Annotated in this window: 15 protein-coding genes; 10 read left to right on the top strand and 5 right to left on the bottom strand. The window is 48.4% G+C overall.

Annotation, left to right across the window (positions count from 1 at the left end; translation table 11 throughout):
* Positions 1-18: 18 nt before the first annotated feature.
* Positions 19-480 carry a c-type cytochrome gene (locus tag GC178_02960; GenBank protein ID MBI1286516.1) on the bottom strand — a complete coding sequence of 154 codons (462 nt, stop codon included), beginning with the start codon at positions 478-480 and terminating at the stop codon, positions 19-21.
* A 20-nt stretch (positions 481-500) separates the two neighbouring features.
* A complete protein-coding gene (locus tag GC178_02965) occupies positions 501-1,082 on the bottom strand; it encodes a fasciclin domain-containing protein (GenBank protein ID MBI1286517.1) in 582 nt (193 codons plus the stop codon).
* 363 nt (positions 1,083-1,445) lie between these two features.
* Here GC178_02965 and GC178_02970 point away from each other — a divergent pair, with 363 nt between their 5' ends.
* Both GC178_02970 and GC178_02975 read left to right on the top strand, forming a co-directional pair.
* A complete protein-coding gene (locus GC178_02970) occupies positions 1,446-1,997 on the top strand; it encodes a helix-turn-helix domain-containing protein (protein ID MBI1286518.1) in 552 nt (183 codons plus the stop codon).
* Between the two features lie 89 nt (positions 1,998-2,086).
* Entirely contained in the window at positions 2,087-3,352 is a 1,266-nt protein-coding gene (locus GC178_02975; protein ID MBI1286519.1) for a PAS domain S-box protein, read from the top strand.
* Here the strand turns inward: GC178_02975 and GC178_02980 are convergent.
* The 3 genes from GC178_02980 to GC178_02990 all read right to left on the bottom strand — a co-directional run bounded on the left by GC178_02980 (position 3,342) and on the right by GC178_02990 (position 6,655).
* Complete coding sequence (locus GC178_02980; protein MBI1286520.1) at positions 3,342-5,390, bottom strand: TonB-dependent receptor; 2,049 nt, start codon at positions 5,388-5,390, stop codon at positions 3,342-3,344. The two genes, GC178_02975 and GC178_02980, sit on opposite strands and share 11 nt — an antisense overlap.
* 7 nt (positions 5,391-5,397) lie before the next feature.
* Entirely contained in the window at positions 5,398-6,216 is an 819-nt protein-coding gene (locus GC178_02985) for a hypothetical protein (protein ID MBI1286521.1), read from the bottom strand.
* A gap of 70 nt (positions 6,217-6,286) precedes the next feature.
* Entirely contained in the window at positions 6,287-6,655 is a 369-nt protein-coding gene (locus GC178_02990) for a hypothetical protein (protein MBI1286522.1), read from the bottom strand.
* A gap of 507 nt (positions 6,656-7,162) precedes the next feature.
* Here GC178_02990 and GC178_02995 point away from each other — a divergent pair.
* From GC178_02995 to hemF, 8 genes are all read left to right on the top strand, one after another.
* Complete coding sequence (locus GC178_02995) at positions 7,163-7,618, top strand: hypothetical protein (GenBank protein ID MBI1286523.1); 456 nt, start codon at positions 7,163-7,165, stop codon at positions 7,616-7,618.
* 11 nt (positions 7,619-7,629) lie between these two features.
* A complete protein-coding gene (locus GC178_03000; protein MBI1286524.1) occupies positions 7,630-8,403 on the top strand; it encodes a hypothetical protein in 774 nt (257 codons plus the stop codon).
* An 81-nt stretch (positions 8,404-8,484) separates the two neighbouring features.
* Positions 8,485-13,371 (top strand): T9SS type B sorting domain-containing protein, encoded by a 4,887-nt coding sequence (locus GC178_03005; GenBank protein MBI1286525.1) that lies wholly within the window; start codon positions 8,485-8,487, stop codon positions 13,369-13,371.
* 20 nt (positions 13,372-13,391) lie between these two features.
* Positions 13,392-16,862 (top strand): T9SS type B sorting domain-containing protein, encoded by a 3,471-nt coding sequence (locus GC178_03010; protein MBI1286526.1) that lies wholly within the window; start codon positions 13,392-13,394, stop codon positions 16,860-16,862.
* Positions 16,859-17,581: a D-alanyl-D-alanine carboxypeptidase family protein gene (locus GC178_03015; protein ID MBI1286527.1), complete on the top strand. Its 723-nt coding sequence runs from the start codon at positions 16,859-16,861 to the stop codon at positions 17,579-17,581. Before GC178_03010 ends, GC178_03015 begins: the two co-directional genes overlap by 4 nt.
* Positions 17,582-17,888: 307 nt before the next feature.
* Positions 17,889-19,418 carry a glutamine-hydrolyzing GMP synthase gene (gene guaA, locus GC178_03020; protein ID MBI1286528.1) on the top strand — a complete coding sequence of 510 codons (1,530 nt, stop codon included), beginning with the start codon at positions 17,889-17,891 and terminating at the stop codon, positions 19,416-19,418.
* 19 nt (positions 19,419-19,437) lie between these two features.
* Entirely contained in the window at positions 19,438-21,108 is a 1,671-nt protein-coding gene (locus GC178_03025) for an ABC transporter substrate-binding protein (GenBank protein ID MBI1286529.1), read from the top strand.
* Positions 21,105-22,007, top strand: coding sequence for an oxygen-dependent coproporphyrinogen oxidase (gene hemF, locus GC178_03030; GenBank protein ID MBI1286530.1), 903 nt, complete (start codon positions 21,105-21,107; stop codon positions 22,005-22,007). The genes GC178_03025 and hemF overlap by 4 nt, the downstream gene beginning before the upstream one ends.
* Positions 22,008-22,044 lie beyond the last annotated feature (37 nt).

Consider the following 22,044-nt stretch of genomic DNA (forward strand, 5'->3'; position numbering starts at 1 on the left):
TTTGAAGTTTTGGTCTGTTCATTTAAGTGTTCGGAAATATTCAAGGACGCTTCTGGCTTCTTCCTCTGTCAAGTTCTGGTTGGCCATGGGCGACATGTATTCTGCCAGCAGTGCTTTGGCCGTTTCGTTGTCCTTTACCATGACCTCAGGGTTCAGGATCATGTTCATGATCCACTCCGGCTCTCTTCGGTTCACCACGCCTGTCAGGTCGGGTCCCACAAAGCGTTTCCCTATCTTATGGCAGGCGGTGCATTTGGCCTCAAAGGTTTCCTTTCCCTTGGCGGCCAATGCCTCGTCTATGGTTTCAGGAATGTCTACCTTTTTGACCGGGCCTATTCCAAGGTCCTTTCCGGCAGGCTCTTCCTTTTTTAACATTGATTCGGGTTTGGTGCCCGGAGGTGCCTCTCTGGTTTCACCACTACCGCATCCAACGATGGTGGCTACAAGTGCAACTGCTACTATTGAACTTATGGTTCTCATGATTTTTTGTTTTTATGTGTTTATGAATTGGGTAGAATGACTTTATCTACCACGTTGATTATTCCATTTGAAGTTTGGATGGTGCCGATCACCTTGGCCCCGGCCACATACACGTCTTCCCCGTCAACCGTTACTTCCAAGTAAGAGCCATCAGCCATATAGATCTTCCGTCCTTTCCGAGCTTCTTTCTTTAACGCTTCCACATCGAAAGAACCTGGTGCAGCATGACCAGTAAGAATACCGGCAAGCGTTTCCTTATTCTCAGGTTTCAGAAGGTTTTCTACTGTACCCTCGGGCAAGGCATCGAACGCGGCATTGTTCGGAGCAAATACGGTAAGCGGTCCCGCGTTTACAAGAACATGCTCGATCTGCGCAGCTTGAACTGCCGCGACCAGCGTGCTGTGATCTTTCGACCCAATGGCAACTTGTAGGATGTTGGGGTCGGAAGCTGCGTCCACAACAGACGCTTGACCAAGTGGTCTGTTCTGCTCGGCAAGGCTTGGGCTGGCTGTAGCCTTCGAATTTGCTGATCGGTCGGTATCGCATGATACGAACACCATCAACAAGCCAGCTATTCCGATCAATGAGAGTTTTGTTTTCATAATTGGTTGATTTGGTTAATCAATTTTCACAGTGCGAAGGAATTATGTATGCGTACTATAAAAGATGATGGCTGTCATATAATTAAATGCTTTATCGCATAATTATGATAGAAAGCTCAATCCTTGGTGTGCAAGTTTGGTTGGTTCAATACCCCTTGGAGATTCCGATGCAAAAACCACTTCTTATTTTCACGCGATAAGAATGATGGCCCATGAAATCTTCTGAACTCAAACAGCTTAATCAGTTAATTGCCAATTACTGTACGGCAGAGTGGCAGGAACTTGCCAGGCAGAATACTTCCGAATTGACCTATAAGAAAGGAGAGTTGATCCTAAAGGAAGGGCAGAAGGCCGACAACATATATGGTAAAGCATGGCCGCGTAAAGGTCTATTCCAATTACACGGACAACGTGGAGGTAATTGCCCGCTTTGCAACGGATGGTCAGGTGATCGGTCACCGAGGGTTTGGTGAGGATTTTACGTTTTCCATCTCGGCCGTGGCACTTTCCGACACTTCGGTGTATGTGCTGCCGCGAACAATTTTTGAGAATCTGCTCAAGACCAATAACATGTTCTGCTATGCATTTATGATGTTTTTTGCCGAAGAGTTGAGACGGTCTGAGCGTATGCGCAAGAATCAACTGAACATGACGGTAAAGCAGCGCGTGGCGCAGGCCATCCGTATGAATATGGAAAGTTTTGGATTTGATGCATCAGATGCTACGCTCTTAGCATATACCATTTCACGAAAAGACATGGCCTCGTTAGCCAATACTACCTATGAGTCGGTGATCAGAAGTTTGGCCGAACTTCAAAAGGAAGGCATCGTTGCCATAGAAGGGAAAAAGTTGCGCATCACCAATAAAGATGCGCTCTGCGAAATGACGCACTGCTCGAAGGATTTAACTGCGTAAGGGGTAACTTTATATGACGGCCGTCATTTTTTACGAGGTGCGTTGTTTAAGGTTTTGTATGTTCGTGTTGAAACCATTCATTGCAACTGATGCCATTTTCACCGGAAGGGTCTCTGCACCTCGATATTCAGCTTATCAAGAAAATCCTTGAAGAGGCAAGCGATGGTGTTCTCATTACAGAAGCGAAACCTTTCAGCCGACCTGGTCCCAAAATTCTATTTGTCAATAAAGCCTACACCGCAATGACGGGTTACAAGGAGGAAGAAGTCGTGGGAAAAACACCGCGTATCTTACAGGGACCTAAAACGGACAAAAAAGAGTTGGGTAGAATACGTGAGTGTCTGGAAAACGGGGTTTCTTACAAAGGCGAACTCCTTAACTATCGTAAGAATGGAGAAGAGTTTTGGACCAGTATCCATATTTCGCCCATTCTGGACGATACAGGCGGAATTCGACTGTGGATAGGAATAAAGCGAGACATCACTCGAATGAAGGAGAATGAGAAGATGCTAAGAACCTATGCCGAACAAATGGAAGACATGGTTGAAGCGCGTACCAATGCTTTAGAAGATGCCCATGTAAAATTATCGGAACAATATGATCAGCTGCAATCAAGCATAGATTACGCTCAACGGGTTCAAAGGGGCATTCTTACTTCTGAACGGGAATTGATACGGATCTGCCCAAGGTCGTTCGTTTTTATTAGGCCGAAGGATAAAGTGAGCGGTGATTTCATCTTTGCTTCGCAGGTTGGAGACAGCAAAATAGTAGCCGTTGTCGATTGTACGGGTCATGGCGTTCCAGGTGCTTTTATGTCATTGGTCGGACATCAATTGTTGACCCGTATAGTGAATGAACACCACCATGTGTCCCCGGCCGCTATACTTAGACATTTGCAAATGGAGCTCAAAAAGCTTTTGGGTAAAGATGGACAGGCGATACAGGATGGCATGGATGTGGCCTTGATATGCTGTGACGCTAAGCGTGAGCACTTGGTTTTTGCTGGTGCCAACCGACCAATGTTTATTGTAGGAGCCAATGGGGCTGAAGAGATTTCCGGTTCAAAGAAGGGAATTGGAGGTTTCCTTCAGCCGAGTTTTGACGCAACTTTCAAAGAAGTGGAAATCCGGGCAAGTAGGGGAGATATGATCTATTTGACCTCAGATGGATATTATGATCAGATAGGTGGTTCGAAAAACAAACGCATGAGAAGAAAAGGCTTTGCGGAGCTGTTGCTGGAGGTTTGGATGCTTGATGAGGCCAAACAACGGGAAAAATTCAAGTTGCATTTTGATGATTGGTGTAATGGCAACGAACAACTCGATGACGTTGCTATTATCGGCATCAGAATGTAAAACTCACATTCAGATAACCGTTAATTCCAGGCTGTGGAATGCCACCCCAAGTAAGATGCGTTCTATAGTAAGTGTCCAGCAGGTTTTCAATTCCGGCATTCAGCGTTAACCGCCTCTTCCCGAACCGAAAGAAATAACTTGCGCGCAGGTTGATGATGGCATAGGCGGGAGTTTTCATCTCACCGAACTCAGGGTTTACACGGTTCTGCGCTGCGGCTGTTTCACACTCAGCTGCAACAAAACCCTGTTTGTGGTTCCATTTTACAGAAGTAACATTTTTGAATGGCGGTACTAAGGGAAGTGGGTCTCCATTATGTGTGTTACCGAAAATGTAAGAACTGACGTTCGAGATCTCCAGCCACTTCAGCGGTCGGTAGCTCATTTCCAAGTTGCCACCCGTCATAAGGGCCCAATCAATGTTTCGAGAAACCTTCACTCCGTTCGCTCCAATGGTCATGGCATCCAAGGAACTGTCCTTCGCCCCCAAAATGTAATCGAACATGTGGTAGTAGAAACCCGTGAGCCGGATGTTGGCCTTCTTGTGTTTCCATTCCAATCCGATGTCGGCCTGAACGGCCTTTTCGTTTTTCACATCCTGGTTGCCGATGTAATCGAAACCATCGTATGCATTGAAAATGTAGAACGCGTATTGCTCTGTTACTGATGGCGAACGTTCGGCATAACCTGCCGTGATCCACGCTGAGACACTTTTTTTGAAACGCTGTGCGAAACTGAGATTCACACTCTTCAACAGGCGATGATCTGTATCAGAAATGTCCTGATTGAACACACTTGCCTGTTGTATGCCAAACTCATCCTTAACTGAAGTGTTCAGGTATTCCAATCGACCGTTGAAACTGAGTTTCCGGTTTTCGTTCAGCGCAATCTCGTCTTGTACAAATAGACCGAAATCGAGCTTGTCTACATCTGGCCATGTGAGCATGAACATGGGCGCCTCGTTGTCCGGATACATCGTCATTTCCGCACGCGCATTGGTGTGGTAGCCATCCAACCTTACAGTGATCTCGTGCTTGCCGAATTGAAAGTCTCCATTGGCGTATCCGCCATAGGTGCGGGTTGAACCCGGCATGTCCATGTGCATCACAACATTGGGCCGTTTGGTGTCGTCCATGGCGTGACCAACTGAATTGCCATAGACCTTGGTTTCCAGTTTCTCGAACCATTTTTGAGACGGGTAGTGCTGGTAGGTGAGACTATAGATCTTCGCTTTGGCGTAAAGCACGTCCATCGGCAATGCGGCATAACCGATGTTGTAGCCTTCGTCCATGATGTAGTCGATACGGATCACGTCTTTGTCTGTTGGCATGTACTTGGCAGAGATGGAGCCGTTCCATTTTTCGAACTGCGTGAACTGAATGGTCTTTCCATTCCCGGCACGGTAATTCTGAAACTTGCGATAAACACCATTGGCAAGAACTGCCCAATTCTTTCTGCTATAGTTCAAGGAGAAAAGTGCGTTGGCACTCAAAGCGGCCGATTGAAACCCCGCACCGACCTCGCCACTTATCGGCTTGTTCGGGTTGATCTGTGCTCCGTTGGTTTCCATGTTCACACTTCCACCTAAACTGGAGCCGAACATGCTACCTGCGGTCCCGTGCTGAACCGAAACTGATTTCATGTTATTAGGTTCCACGTAAGATGTGATCGGATCCATCTTGTCCGTGCACGCACCGAAGATCTTCATTCCATCAATTGTAAGATTGATACGGTCGGATGACATTCCGTTCAGAACAGGTTCGAACGCAAAATTGCCGCGTTTCATCAATGCCACACGTCCATTTTTGGTAAGAACGTCACCCGTACGTGAAAAACGGTTTTCGGAATAGCTGTCTTTCTGCGCTGCTCCGCATGAACACGCACCGATGCATGCACAGGTTGGCCGTACCAGGATCTCCTCTGTTTCGAAAACAGCCTCGGTAATATTGCCTTTGGTGAAAAACAGAATGCTGTCCTGTTTTTGGGCACTTGCCGAAACGGCAAGAAGGAGCAAGAAAACCGTGTACGCCAACCGTTGCATGCTCAAATTACAGAAGCGTTACCTCGAAATAAGATGTGCTGTCAACCACGGTTGAACCATCCATGATGGTAAGATTGATTCGCCACAGCCCGGTCATGGTGAAATTCACGTGTCCCTTGTAATGGCCGTTTCCAGTGTGCGTTGGATTCACATTATTCGGAGAACCATGGCCCATTGATGGCATTTCGGGCGCAATTTCCACCGTGTAATTCTCTACACTGGGCCACGACATCATTGTTTCTCTCGAATGCAAGGTGATCTCGAAATCGTTGATGCCAACATGTGGATCGGTCGGTTTCAGGTATGATATAACCAGTATAGCATTCGGGTCGTTCAAAGGCGTTACTACCCGCGTTCTGGTTGCATCGGGATTTTTCACGGAAAGCGGCAGAGTGACGCTTCCAGAACCATCGATCAGATTGTCAACATTCACGCCTAAAGTCCAGCCCATCTCGCCAGGCATTTGAAACACTACGTAACAGGGGAACATTCCATCGATCGCAGTACTGCTTGTCGGGTTTTCGTGCGGGGCCGAATGCTGCAAGTTGCCCATGTCCATCATCGGAAGGATAGTGACCTGTGCGTTCTCCACAACCTCGTTTGATGCCGAATCGCGAACTTCGATGAATAGTTCTGTGAAGGCTGAATTGATTGAGTCGGCCGCGTAAAGTCTCACCAGCATGCTTCCTGCATCTGTGTATCCAGAGGCAATCAGAACCAGATCGGTTGACGCATCACTTGGTTTTGGATCATCCTTTTTACAACCCGTTATCAAAGCGCTTGCAAGCGCTACCCCCAATATGAGGGATTTCGTTGAAAGATTCATTTTAAAGAGTTTGAGTGAATTAAATGTTGAATGGTCCAGTTCTGTGGGAGGCCATAAATGGGTAATTCAATCAAACTTGAGGTGGGCGGAACACACCGACCAGATGCATGCTATAATTTCTGAAAAAATACGGACGTTCGTTATTGCTGGTTGAATTCACGACAGGTATGAATCGAAAGTCTTGCAGTTCTTCAAATGCAAGAACAAGCGAAACACTTTCTGCAGAAACCGGGTTTTCCGACCTTTGATTCTGTTCCTGCTCGATCTGTTTTTTGAGGTGGCATTTGCCGTTGCAGTGCATTTCTGGTCGGTCAGTATTCTCGCAGAAGTTTTCAATGATGAATTCCTTGTTTACCCGATAATTGAGTAAAAGCAGCGATGTATTGGCAGCATGTACCAACATGATCAGACCTAATGATATGGTCAGAAATAACTTCACGATGCAAATGTGAAGTACGACTCAATGGTTCCAACTGATCTTGGTAGTCTTAATGTATGATGTGTATCATATTTTAAGGTTCGCTCCGTTGATCAAAAGCAACCAAACGCATAAACACCCAAAGTTTTCTTCTCCTGTGACAAGCACGTAGCTTCGAGTTACCAATTGGTACAACGATGGCAAAACTTGTTACAACAAAAGAGAAACACGGGATTTCGGTAGCAACTCGAATTGACCCGGAAATGGCGCACCAGATTTCTGAACGGGCAAATGTCTCGGAATCAGTTGAATTATCTGTTTTAAGTCTTCCCAATAGTTCGAAATCCGTCCCTTCTCGCCACAGGAACAAGAGGAGGCAACAGCCTCCTTTTGTGTTTTATGCTACCAAGTAGTCACTTTCTTTACATTTGCAAGCAAAGCCAACAACCCTTGCCAAATATCAGTTTAAACGTACTTTCTCTGGCCTTTGTAGCGGCATTTCTCCTCGCCTCATGCAATAAGAAATTGATGAGCGTGCTTGTAGAGGATTCCAACGGAAATGTAGAATTGACCTACGCTGGTTCTCAGATGCCACAGAATTTGGTAAAAGAGGTGCGCTTTTACCCGAATGGCGACACGCTTTCGGTAACCCCAATGAAGAAAGGTGTTGTTGAGGGTATTCTTAGTCAATATCACCCGCACAATCTTCTTAAAGAGCAGACCACATTTAAAAATGGGCAGGCAACGGGTCTTTTCAGGCAATTCGATAAGGATGGAGTGATCGTATTTGAGGGACAGCTTATGGACGGAAAGAAGAACGGGATTTGGACAACCTGGTATGACGAGGTTCAGATGCAGGAGCAGCGAACCTACGTGGATGACCAGCCTGATGGAAAATGGACCTATTGGTATATTGATGGTACAGTGAGGAGAGAAGAGGTGTACCAACTTGGCAAGCTCATTGAGGAAAAGAACTTCAACTAAATTCAGCCACTATGAAAAACCTCATCTATCTATTGTTGCTTGTTCCAGTGCTTTCAGTTGCTCAGGAAGTGAAAAAGGATTTCTACGATTCCAAACGCTTGAAATCGACCACCACCATGAAAGACGGTGTGGCCAACGGAGTTTATACCGAATGGTATGAGAACGGTCAGAAGAAGTCGGAAGGAAAATATGTGGACGGGAAGAAAGAGGGCAAGTGGCAGGAGTGGTATCAGAATGGGAAGTTATGGTCCATGGCGTATTTCGAAAATGACGTTCCGAACGGCCACTATGAGGATTATGACATGAATGGGGCGAAAGTGGAGGAGGGCAACATGGAAAATGGCGTACCGAACGGAGCTTTCTACACATGGTACAATGACGGAAAGAGACGTAGTGAAGGCCAGATGAAGAACGGAATGAAAGTGGACGTTTGGACCACCTACTACGAAGACGGTACTCCGCAGGACAAAGGAGAGTACAAGATGAATACGCGCGTGGGGAAGTGGGAAGAATGGTATCTTAACGGTAAATTGAAATCCCGAGGCGTATATTTTGCGGGTATCGAGCATGGCCTTTGGACGTTCTGGTATGACAATGGCAACAAACAGCAGGAAGGCCAGTATTTCGAAGGCGATAAAAAAGGCACTTGGACCGAATGGCACGATAACGGCAGGATCAAGAGCAAAGGAGACTACGCTGGCTCCAAGAAGGTGGGTGAATGGAAATATTGGGGAGCAGATGGAGAATTGACAGACGTGAAAACCTACCCTTCCCCTGGTCAATAGTGTTATCATTTCGGCCTGACCGATCTGACATCAGATTTTTCGTTTCTTTAGTGGTTGCAAACCTGCAACACGAAAGCATCTGTGAAACAACTATTCTCGCTTCTCGCAATCCTGTTTTTCATAACTGTGCAGCGGGTCTCGGCCACGCATATCGTTGGTGGAGAACTCGTTTACACGTATCTCGGCAACAGTCAATACGCCATTACATTGGTGGTTTACCGAGATTGTCTTAGCGGTCAGGCACCGTTTGATGACCCTGCGGCAATAGGCATTTTCAATTCCTCTGGAACCCTGGTGCAAGACCTGAGTTTTTCGTTGGATTCTATTGTTCAACTTCAATCAACCATCAATTCGAGTTGCGTTACTGCTCCGAACAGCGTTTGTACTGAGGCAGGATACTATACGGACATTGTCACCTTGCCACCTACACCTGGAGGTTATACCATTGCCTATCAGCGGTGTTGCAGGAATTCCGTGGTTCAGAATATCGTTGATCCCGGAAACGTTGGGGCTACTTATGTGGCAACCATTCCCGGTTCAGGGTCAAGTCCCGACAACAGCAGCCCTATTTGGAGTAACCTTCCGCCACTTTACGTTTGCGCCAATCTTCCATGGCAGTTCGACCATTCTGCATTCGATCTTGATGGAGACTCTTTGGTCTATTCGCTTTGCACGCCTTATTCCGGGGCAACGTCAAGTTCACCTCAACCGAATCCACCTGGAGCACCACCTTACACGCCTATTTCGTGGCAAGCACCTTATTCCATAAATGATATGATGGGAGGAGTTCCACTCACCATCGATCCGCAAACTGGTGAATTGAATGCGACTCCCAATGCGATTGGAACGTATGTGATCGGAATGTGTGTGCAGGAATATCGGAACGGTGTGCTGCTTGGAGAGACGAGGAGATGTATTCAGATCAACGTGGTCAACTGTCAGGCTCCTGTTGCCTTTCCGGATGACATCAATGAAGTGATACCGAACTCATTCATCAACTGTACTGAGTTTGTAGAATTCAATGCAAGCAGTTCTTCAGGTTTCAATATCTGGTGGGATTTCGGAGACCCGACCACCACCTCGGATCAATCTACACAGCAGAGTCCGAGTTGGACTTATCCCGGTCCGGGAACATACGATCTGACGCTTGTTGTGTACAATCCCATCAACCCGAACGACCCATTGTGTACAGACACGACCGTACAGCAGGTAACGGTTCAGCCGCAGGTGTTGCCCAATGCAGGCCCCGATACGGCAACCTGCCCTGGGATTCCGGTTCAGATCGGTGCTCCCGCCATTCCCGGATGGACATATTCTTGGTCTCCAACAACAGGGTTGGACAACCCGAACAGTTCGCAGCCAACAGCTTCCATAACCGGTCAGACAACTTATGTGCTAACCGCGTTTGATTCGGAGGGATGTTCTGGTACAGACACGGTTACGGTCGGTCTGCTTTCCAACGCAAGCGCCAACGCTGGGCAAGACGTTCAGATCTGTCCGGGCGATTCGGTTCAGTTGAATGCTTCGGGCGGTGTGGATTATGCATGGTTCCCGGTTTCCTTCATTGATAACATATCAGTTTCTAATCCTACGGTTTATCCTCCGGTTACAACCAACTATATTGTAGGAGTGACCAATGCTGACGGATGTGTTGGGTTGGATACGGTGCAGGTACAGGTCTTTCAACCGCAACTATCAGTCTCGCCATCTGTGACGATCTGCGTTGGAGACACGGTTCAATTAACTGCCAGCGGAGCGGTAACCTACAGTTGGTCGCCTACGGTGAACATCTCAGATGCAAATGTGGCGAACCCCGAAGTTTGGCCTGCTTCGACCACAACCTATGTTGTTGATGCCACGGATGCGAACGGATGCGAACTATCTGATTCTGTTCAGGTAACGGTTCAGCCACTGCCTGTGGCAAATGCTGGTGCTGACGTTGCCATCTGCTTTGGCGAGTGTACAACCTTGCAGGCATCTGGTGGCGACACGTACAGTTGGTCTCCTGCAACGGGTCTTTCCGATGCCAATTCGAGTAGTCCAGAAGCCTGTCCGCAAGTTACCACCACCTATGTGGTGACCGTGAGTGATAATATCGGTTGTTCTTCAACCGATACGGTTACAGTAACCGTTAATCCATTGCCGACAGTCGGTGCAGGAGCGGATCAAACGCTCTGCCTGGGGCAGTCTGTACAATTGCAGGCAACGGGTGCAGATTCATACGTTTGGACTCCGACCACAGGTCTTTCCGATGCCAATATTTCCAATCCGACCGCTCAACCTTCCGTTCCTACCGATTATGTGGTGGAGGGAACGGATGCCAACGGTTGTTCGAATACGGACACCGTTCTGGTGGATGTGTTCTTGGTGGATGCCATCGGAGATACGATCATCTGTATCGGAGATCAGGCGCAATTAGGTGTTGTTGGCGGGGTGAGCTGGACCTGGACTCCTGCCACCGGGCTTTCCGATCCGAATGCGCAATTCCCAACCGCCTCACCAACAACCACAACGGTTTACACGGTTGTTGGGGATGATGGCAGCGGTTGTCTGGCAAGTGATACAGTAACAGTTGTGGTAAGTCCGCTTCCTACAGCTTTCGCAGGATTTGATCAAGGCGTTTGCGCTGGAAGCAATGTTCAGTTGAATGCTACGGGAGGCGTTGGCTACCAATGGTCGCCCACAACAGGCCTTTCCAACCCGAACATTTCCAATCCTATCGTCACCTTCTCTTCAGATACGGCTACGTACGTGGTTACGGTTACCGACATTATCGGCTGTTCAAGTTCAGATTCAGTAACCGTTTGGCAAGAACCGCTACCGAATGCATTGGCAGGGCCTGATACGACCATCTGCGCGGGAGAAAGTGTGCAGTTGTTTTCTTCGGGAGGGCAGACCTACAGTTGGAGCCCAACATCGGGATTGAACAATCCGAATATCCACAACCCGATCGCTACACCGTTGAGCACAACCACATATACGGTAACGGTCGGTCAGCCAACGGGTAATTTGGTGTTCAACGGAGACTTTTCGCAAGGAAATGTCGGCTTTGGAAGCGATTACGGTTACTCCACCAATCTCATTCCAGAAGGGCTTTACAGCGTGGTAATAGATGCAAATGATGTGCATCCATCGTTCCATGGCCTCGGCCATACGGGCAATGCGCCCGTAGATAGCTTCCTGGTGGTGAATGGTGCTGGAACACCTAACCAAAGCGTGTGGTGTCAGACCGTTTCGGTGTCGCCCAATACCGATTATTACTTCGGTACATGGGTGAGTTCGGTAAGTGCGAACAGTCCGGCCATTCTCCAGTTCTCGATCAACGGACAAGTGCTTGGTGCTCCGTTCAATGCGCCTTTCAACATCAATAACTGGGCGCAGTTTTACGAGACATGGAACTCAGGAAATGCGACCACGGCCACCATTTGCGTGGTGAATCAGAACACGAATGTCGGTGGAAATGACTTTGCTTTGGATGACATCACGTTCAGTACATTCTGTACGAATACGGCACAGGTTACCGTAACCGTGAATCCGCTGCCAAATGCGAATGCCGGACCGGATCAAGCGATCTGTTCGGGTGATGGAACGCAGATGTCGGGTTCTGGAGGAGTGACCTATCAGTGGGTTCCACCGATCGGTTTGGCGGATCCGACCAACCCTACAACCGATGCCAACCCGAACCAGACGACCACCTATACGTTGATCGTTCAGGACAATATTGGCTGCGAGGCCACCGACCAGATGACGTTGACGGTGAACCCGCTTCCTGTTGCCAATGCCGGACCGGATCAAGAAATCTGTATCGGAGAGAGCGTTGTACTGCAAGGTTCCGGTGGAACGGGGTATCAATGGAGTCCTTCAACATATTTGGATGATGCGAACGCGCAGTTGCCAATTTCAACTGCCGAGCAGACCACGACCTACACGGTGACCGTGACCGATAACAACAACTGTGTTGATACGGATGAAATGACCGTGACGGTGAATCCGCTACCGGTTGTAGATGCCGGTGTTGACAGTATGATCTGCGCCAACGGAAGTCTTGTGCTCCATGCAACAGGGGCTGACAGCTACAATTGGAGTCCGCTGGTGGGCATCAGCGATCCTCAGAGTGCCGATCCAACGGCCTCTCCGCTGGTTCCGACCGTGTATCTTGTAACCGGAACAGATGTCAACGGATGTGTGAATTCTGACTCGGTGAGCATTACCATTTTCTCCGTGACTGCATGGCCGGATAGTATTATCTGCTTGAATGATAGCGTGCAGGCGTTTGTAAGTAGTGGTGCCACCTTCAGTTGGACTCCAACAGATGGCGTCAGCGATCCAAGTTCAGGCTCACCATATCTGAGTCCGAATGGAACGACCACTTACACCGTGAATGTGACCAGCGCATACGGTTGCGAAGCATCCGCAGATGTGACCATTGGTATTCTGACACTTCCTATTTCAGCGTTCCAAGCATCGTTTGAGCCAAGTTGCGATGGCATTTACGCCACGTTCGGAAACAACTCCGAGAACAGCGAAACCTATTATTGGATTTTTGGCGATGGTTCTATTTCGACCGAATTTGAGCCGACCCATACTTACCAACCGGGACAGGGAAGCGTGATCACGCTTTACACGTACAACAATGATAGTCTGTGTGTGGATTCGGTCACCATCGATTTCTCAAACCAATGGTTCGGGAACGATACGATTGACATTGCTTATGCGACTGCATTCACGCCCAATTTCGATGGCATCAACGATTGCTTCAAACCCGGATTCGATGGTCGTTTCAGCGATTGCTACGAGTTGCAGGTGTTCAACCGTTGGGGAGCGCTTATCTTTGAATCAACCGCAGGTCAGAACCATTGCTGGGATGGCCGCACCAAAGCAGGCAAGCGTTGCGATGAAGGAACGTACTACTACATTTCTTCGGTGAACGGTTACAAGAAGAAGGGCTACGTAACGCTCATTTATTAAAGTAAGATCAAGATCGAGATATGGAAAGATGGGGTTTCAGAATAGTGTTTTCGACTTTTCTAACCCTCTGCGTTTCCATTGTCGGCTTGGCGGACAATCCACCAAAGTTCATTGAGAACAAAGGGCAACTGCCCGAGAATGTGGAGTTCAAACTCCGGGTGGCCAATGCCGATCTGTATTTCGAGAAAGACCGATTGACCTTCAGTTTCTACGCGCCAGAGTTGCTGCATACGGATCATCATCAGCAACTATCGGCCAATGCCAAGTTGGGAGGTCATGCTTACCAGATGGTTTTCGGTGGAGCAGATGGCGATGCAAAGGTGAAACCGACCGGTCGCATGTTTCCAGATTACAGCAATTACATCACCGCCAAGTATCAGGTTGGGCATGTGCGCTCCTATGACCGAATTCGCTATCAGAACATTTACCAAGGCATCGACCTTGAGTATTTCGGACGTGGCGGTCATCTGAAATATGATGTGATCATTGCGCCAGAAGCCGATATCGATCAGCTTCAAATGCAATATGAAGGCGCGAACAGCATTCACCTGAAAAATGGTCGGTTGGTGATTGAGAATACTTACAACACGGTGGAAGAGTCGATTCCATTGGCTTACCAAATTGTCAACGGTAAAAAGATTCAAGTCGCTTGTCGCTACAAGTTACGCGGCAATACTGTGAGTTTTGTGTTTCCTGATGGGTACGATTCGCAACACGAACTGGTGATCGACCCAACGTTGGTCTTTGCAAGTTATTCTGGGTCTACTTCAGACAATTTCGGGTTTACTGCAACGTATGACGATGCTGGTGCGCTCTACGGTGGTGGCTTCGCTTACGGGCTTGGCTATCCTTACGTAACGGGTTCTTACGCTGCCACTTTTGGCGGGGTTCGCGATATGACCATTTCCAAATTCACACCTGATGGAACCGGTCTTGAATACTCAACCTATATCGGTGGAGATGACATGGATGCACCGCACAGCATGGTGGTCAACAGCCAAGGAGAACTGGTTATTTTGGGTACGACAGGCTCCAGCAATTTCCCGACAACACCAAACGCATTCGACAATACTTTTGGCGGTGGCACTTACGCGCAATATGTGTACAACGGTGCCGAATATTCCAACGGTTCGGACATCAGCGTCACGGTTCTGAGTGCGGATGGTTCTTCGTTGGTCGGATCCACCTATTTGGGCGGTTCACTGAATGATGGCCTGAACCAGAATGCCACGTTGCGGTACAACTACAACGATGTTTTCCGTGGTGAGGTCATCGTGGATGCGGATGATAACATCTATGTGGCCATGACCACCGAATCGTCCGATTTTCCAGTTACGACCGGTGCCTTCGGACAATCGCTTAACGGAACGCAGGATGCCTGTCTTGCCAAGTTCAATCCCGATCTTTCTGTGCTGGAATGGTGTACCTGTCTTGGTGGAAGTGGGGCAGACGCGGGTTATTCGCTCAAGATCAGTTCTACCGATGATGTCTATCTCACAGGAGGAACCACCAGTCAGGACTTTCCCATTGCCGGAACGGCTTTGAACGCCACCTACCAAGGAGGTTCGGCTGATGGTTTCGTGGCACATGTTTCTGCCGATGGCTCTGGTCTTTTGTATTCGTCATACATCGGAACCTCGCTATACGATCAGTCTTTTTTTGTGGAGGTGGATAATGACGGAGACGTGTATCTGTACGGTCAAACAACTGGCAGTTATCCCGTTTCAAGCGGTGTCTATTCGAACAATAATGGCAAGCAGTTCATTCAAAAAATAACGCCCGATCTTTCTACAAGCATCTACTCAACGGTATTCGGCAGCGGTTCCTCCACCATCAATCTCTCGCCTACGGCATTTCTGGTTGACATCTGCGAGCGCGTTTACATCTCAGGTTGGGGTGGTGCGGTCAATGCTACGCCTTATGCAAATGCAGGTGGCAATACCTTCAACATGCCAACTACATCTGATGCGGTTCAGCAGACAACAGATGGAAGTGATTTCTACTTTTTGGTGCTGGAGACGGATGCGAGTTCGCTGCTTTACGCCACGTATTACGGAGGTGCGAGTGAAGAACATGTCGATGGAGGAACAAGTCGATTTGATCCGAACGGAGTCATTTATCAAGCTGTTTGCGCGGCCTGCGGTGCGGCCAACGATTTTCCAACCACGCCTGGAGTTTGGTCAGAGACGGATCAGTCGGGTACGAATGAGTGCAACCTCGGTGTAATCAAACTGGCCATGGAACTTTCTACCGTTGATGTACAGATCTCATCCGGACTGAACGTTACGGGTTGCGCACCGCTCGAAGTTCAGTTCGAATCCACCATTACCAATGCGTCCGATTTCATGTGGTATTTCGACAATGGCGATTCATCCGATCTGGCCAACCCTGTTTTCACGTACGATACGCCTGGCGTTTACGAGGTTCTTCTTGTGGGGAGTGGCGTTATTTCCTGTACCGGAACTCCGTTTACAGATACGGCCGTTGCCACGATAACTGTTGGGCAACTAACGGATGCTGCTGATGCTGGAAACGGTGCAAGCCTTTGTCCGGGAGATTCCGCCATGATCGGCTCTGACGCTGTTTCCGGCTACAGTTACAGTTGGTCTCCGACCTCAACGCTGAGCGATTCTACGGTGGCGCAACCATACGCATCTCCGACCGAAGAAACGTGGTATCATCTCACCATAACAAATCAGGAAGGTTGTGAGGATTCTGATTCGGTATTGGTGTCTGTTTTCGGTATTGATGTCTATCCCGACACGACCCTGTGCAATGGCGATAGCGTGATGATAACGGTTGTTGGTGGAACGGAATTCCTTTGGTCGCCAACAGTTGGTGTAAGCGATTCAACCAGTTCCAATCCGTACATCGTGGCCGGATTTGCGGAAATGTACACGGTCACCGCATCAGATGGTGCGTGTCAGGATACTGCCGTGGTTCACATCAGTTCGGTCCCTTCGCCATCGGCAGATTTCGATGTGGCGATAAGTCAGAGCTGCTTGGGAGATTCGGTCAGTTTTGTGGCGATGCAAGATGGAGCAGATGCCTACCATTGGAATATTGACGGATATGAAACAGACGAACCGAATCCGACCCTTTTCCTGGAGCCGAACAATGGACCGTTGGTGACGCTAACGGTTACTACCGAAAATGGCGCATGCTCCGATTCGCTCACGGTTGATTACAGCAACGGTTGGTTTACCGATGATTCGTTGGCCGTGAAGTACCCGAACGTTTTCACGCCCAACGGAGATGGCTACAACGATTGTTTCAAGCCTGATTTTCTGGGCAATTTGGATGACTGCTATACCTTGAAGGTTTTCAGTCGATGGGGACGTTTGCTGTACGATTCTGAGAAGATGGGCGGCAACTGCTGGGATGGGAAGCAGCGCACAGACGGAATGGTCAAGGAGGGAACGTACTATTACATTGCCAACGTGCGTGGCATGGATCATGCAGGATTCGTGACCGTGCTTTATCCGAAATGAGAATTTTCATCACTGTTTTCCTGATCGCGCTCGCGGGTTCTGCCCAAGCGCAACCGGTCGATTCGTTGCAATACGTGCTCGGGCGGTTCGATTATATTAAGCATGCTGATTTTGTGAAGATTCCATCGGCATACGCCAATAAAGAAGAAATGTACTTGAGGAAAGAAGCGTTGGACGCATTCAAACTCATGCGACAAGCAGCGGTGAAGGATGGTGTGAACCTCACCATCATTTCAGCCACGCGAAATTTTGACCATCAGAAACGCATTTGGGAAGCCAAGTGGAACGGACAACGTTTGGTGAATGGCCAGAACCTGAGAACCACCATTCCAGATGAGGCAGCACGCACTAAGGAAATTCTGAAGTACAGTTCCATGCCGGGAACTTCCCGTCATCATTGGGGAACCGACATCGACATCAATTCACTCAGCTCCAACTATTTCCAAAGTGGAAAGGGCAAGAAGGAATACGAATGGCTGCGCGACCATGCTTACGAATTCGGTTTCTGCCAAGTGTATTCGCAAAAGGGAACAGACCGACCGAACGGTTACGAAGAAGAAGAATGGCATTGGAGTTACATTCCGCTGGCGCGAACGTTTTTACGGTATCACCAAAAACACGTAACGGCCAAACAGATCACCGATTTTGATGGAAGCGATGCTTTGCCGCTTTCAGAAATCTCGAAATACGTGAATGGAATTGCACCTGAGTGTAAGTGAGTATTCATGTTTTACAATCATCCATACGGCTGGAGACTTTGGGTTCGTGAACGGCTCCCATGGTTTTTGATCGACCTGGGAATTGCTGACAAGGGTGAGGATTGCGAATCCGTTAACGCAGATCATCGTTGGTACAATCATGATGAGATTCATAGCAGATGCTATTTCTGCAAGAAGGAGGTCAAGGGTCAACTCTGGAAACCGGTCAATGGTCATAGAGGACGTTAGTAACTGTCTTGATAATTCCTTGCGTGCCATTGCCCGTCCTTTGCACAAAGGATAAATTTGCCGTTTGAAATCCCGATTGATGCAAGAGACCATTCTGATCCTTGATTTTGGTTCGCAGTACACGCAGCTTATTGCGCGTAGAGTTCGCGAACTGAATGTTTACTGCGAGATACATCCGTTCAATAAGATCCCGGAGATAACGGCCGATGTGAAAGGCGTTATCCTTTCTGGAAGTCCTTCTTCTGTTCGGGATGAAGGTGCTCCGATTCCTGAACTTGCCAACATCAAAGGGAAATTGCCGCTGTTGGGCGTGTGCTATGGCGCGCAGTTCTTGGCGCAATCAAATGGAGGAAATGTCGAAGCATCCAACTCGCGCGAGTACGGCCGTTCCAATCTTTCCTTTTCGGATGGCGGCAATGCGCTGATGAAAGGGGTTCCAGAAACTTCGCAGGTGTGGATGTCGCATGGCGATACCATCACCAAACTTCCAAATGGAGCCAAGTTGATCGGCAGCACCAAGGATGTGGAAGTGGCCGCGTTCTGTTTTGAGAACGAGCAGACCTATGGTATTCAATTTCATCCAGAAGTGACACACTCTTTGGATGGATTGACGCTTCTCAGAAACTTTGTGGTTGGAATTTGTGGCTGCTCACAAAACCATACAGCCGATTCATTCATTGACAGTACGGTTGCGCAATTGAAGGAGCGTTTGGGCAACGACCGCGTGGTTCTTGGACTTTCAGGCGGTGTGGACAGCAGCGTGGCTGCCATGTTGCTTTCAAAGGCCATCGGAGACAATCTCTTCTGCATTTTTGTGGATAACGGACTACTGCGTAAGAACGAGTTCGAGACCGTTCTCCAGACCTACCAAGGGTTGGGATTGAACGTAAAAGGCGTGGATGCCAAAGCCGATTTCCTTGGGGAATTGACAGGCGTGAGCGACCCTGAGACCAAGCGCAAGATCATCGGGCGTGTTTTCATCGATGTGTTCGATCAGGAAGCGCACCTTATAAAGGATGTTAAATGGTTGGCGCAGGGTACAATTTATCCGGATGTGATCGAGTCTGTATCGGTAAATGGACCTTCGGCCACCATCAAATCACATCATAATGTGGGTGGTCTGCCAGAGCGAATGAAACTGAAAGTGGTGGAACCGTTGAACACACTTTTTAAGGATGAAGTGAGAGAGGTTGGGAAGCATCTTGGCTTGCCGGAACGGCTTTTGGGGCGTCATCCGTTTCCCGGACCAGGGTTGGCCATCCGAATTCTTGGAGACATCACGCCAGAGAAAGTGCGGATCCTTCAGGAAGTGGATCATATTTTCATTTCAGGTCTGTTGGAGCATGATCTTTACGATGAGGTTTGGCAGGCCGGTGCCATTTTTCTTCCCGTGAATTCCGTTGGTGTGATGGGCGATGAACGAACGTATGAGAATGCCGTGTGTCTGCGCGCTGTGACCTCCAGAGACGGAATGACGGCCGATTGGTGTCATCTTCCGTATGAGTTTTTGGCCAAGGTTTCGAACGAGATCATCAATAAGGTGCGCGGCATCAATCGTGTGGTGTACGACATCTCTTCCAAGCCGCCTGCAACCATTGAGTGGGAATAGAACGTAAGAAAGCCTCTGAATGAGGAAACTGACCGTCATAATCGCTGCCTGTTTCATGGTGCATGTCCAAGTTGGGCTGGCGCAAGATGTGCAGGTAACCAAAAGCGATAGCACCGCCAAAATTGAGGGCGAGGTGTATATCATCCACACCGTGGAACCCAAGCAAACGCTCTTTTCAATTGCCAAGACGTATGAGGTCAAACTGAGTAGGATCGCATTCGATAATCCGGGTGTGTTGGATGGATTGAAACTCGGTCAATTCCTGAAGATCCTACAAAGTGCCGTTGGCGAAACCCGCGAAGAAAATAAGGAGCCCGAAAAACTCGAACTGGATGGCGAATACGTGCTTTACACCGTTCCGCCACGCCAAACGTTGTACGCCATTTCAAAGGAATACAACACCACGATTGCAGCCATTGTGGATGCCAACCCTGAACTATCGGAGGGGTTGAAGGTTGGTTCAATTATTCGCATCCCGACACCCAAAATTTTTGGTGGTGAAAAAGTAGAGGGGGAGAAGAAGGAGATGAAATTGCAGATGGTCGGTCTGCCCGACATCATCAAAAAGGAAACTTCGGTAATGAAGGATCCTGGGTTGATCCCGACCACGGGAAACATCACGCTGTTGCTGCCACTTTACTTGGAGATCAACGATACCTTGGCCGCAGCTCGACTTCCAGAAGAGGATGAAAAGGTCTTCGAACGTTCGGAAATTGCCCTTCAGTTTTACGAAGGCTTTCTGCTGGCGATGGACAGTTTGAAGTCGGTCGGATTTAATGTAAATGTAAAAGTTATAGATACGGAAAATCGTCCTTGGCTGGTTCAGAAACTGATCGGAAAGGGTGAGTTGAAAAACACCGACCTTATCATCGGGCCGCTCTATTCGCAGGTTTTCAAAGAAGTGGCCGACTACGCGTATCAGAATTGTATTCCGGTGGTTTCGCCAACCATCAAAGGCGATAATATCCTGTCGGGAAATCCTTACGTATTCCGTCTCATTCCTTCAGATGAAACGATGATCACGGAGATGGGGCGCTACCTCGCCCTTTCCGATTCCACCCAGAATATGATTCTGCATTACAACGCAGCTGATGAGTTGGCCATGATCGTTCGTTTCCGCAAAGGTTTGGAAACTGCAGGAGTGAATGCGGCAAAGTTTCCTGCCTACAACATTTACACGGTCGGGTCCGATTCCATCCGCAATCGTCTTTCACTCACCAAAAGGAACAACGTGGTCATTCTCAGCAACAATCAGGTGAAACTTGCAGGATTGACACGAAGGCTTTCCGACTGGACGGAAGAAGCGTATATCGTTGGTTATGCGCCCAACTCTTGGCAAGGCTACAAGAATTTGGAAGTGGATCATTTTGATGATCTGCGCATTCACATGCCTGTTCCTTTCCATGTAGATTACGATAGGTTGGAAGTGCAGTATTTCGTGCAGAAGTTCCGCGAGAAGTTCAATGCAGAACCAAGCACATTTGCGTTCAGAGGTTATGATATTGCGATGCACTTCATCAAGAATCTTTCAGGAATACGGGAAGATGGACCTGAGTACATGGAATCGGTGGAGGAGACCAGACTTCAATCGGTGTTTGGTTGGAAGCGGATTCCTGACGGAGGTTTTGAGAACACACGGGCGTGGATTGTGGATTACACAGGGCTTGAAATGAAATTGGCACAGGATTGAATCCAACGAAAACTGAGATAAGCGACTGGTTCCGCCAATTACAGCTGCACATCTGTGCAGAGCTGGAAGCCGAGGACGGCAAGGCCAAATTTGTGGAGGATTCGTGGGAACGACCAGGCGGTGGTGGCGGTCATTCGCGTGTTATTCAGCATGGAAAGGTGTTTGAAAAAGGAGGCGTGAATTTTTCGGCCGTGCATGGCGAACTCACGGAGAACATCGTCAAAGCATTGAGAGTTTCTTCCAATGAATTTTTCGCCACAGGCGTTTCCATTGTCATCCATCCTTACAATCCGTTCGTGCCCATCATACACATGAATGTGCGGTATTTCGAACTGAACGATGGCACCTATTGGTTCGGTGGCGGCATCGATCTCACGCCTCATTACATACAGGCGGAAGATGCCAAGTTCTTTCATCAGCAGCTGAAGAACACCTGCGATCGATCGGATGCTTCTTATTACCCGAAATTCAAGCAATGGGCAGATGATTATTTCTTCATCAAGCACAGGAATGAGACGCGCGGCATCGGGGGCATATTCTTCGATCGGCTGAAAGAGAGCGAGGGAAGATCGAAGGAGGATATTTGGAATTTCGTGCAAGCCGTTGGTCAAACCTTTGCTCCAACCTATCGCCACTTGGTGTCGAAAAACAAAAATTCAAGTTTTGATGACACGAATCTGCAATGGCGCAATCTGAGGCGCGGCCGATATGTAGAATTCAACCTCGTTTACGACAAGGGAACCAAGTTCGGATTGGAGACCGATGGCCGCATTGAATCGATCTTGATGAGCCTGCCCGAAACAGCTTCCTGGATCTATAATTTTCAACCGCAGAAGAATGGTCTTGAATTTCAGACACTTAACCTTCTTCGAAAGGGAGTTGATTGGGTAGGAATCTGACATTGCCGCATCTTATTTTGGTTATTTTTGGTTGTAA

The organism is Flavobacteriales bacterium, from assembly GCA_016124845.1.
Taxonomy (GTDB): Bacteria; Bacteroidota; Bacteroidia; order UBA10329; family UBA10329; genus UBA10329.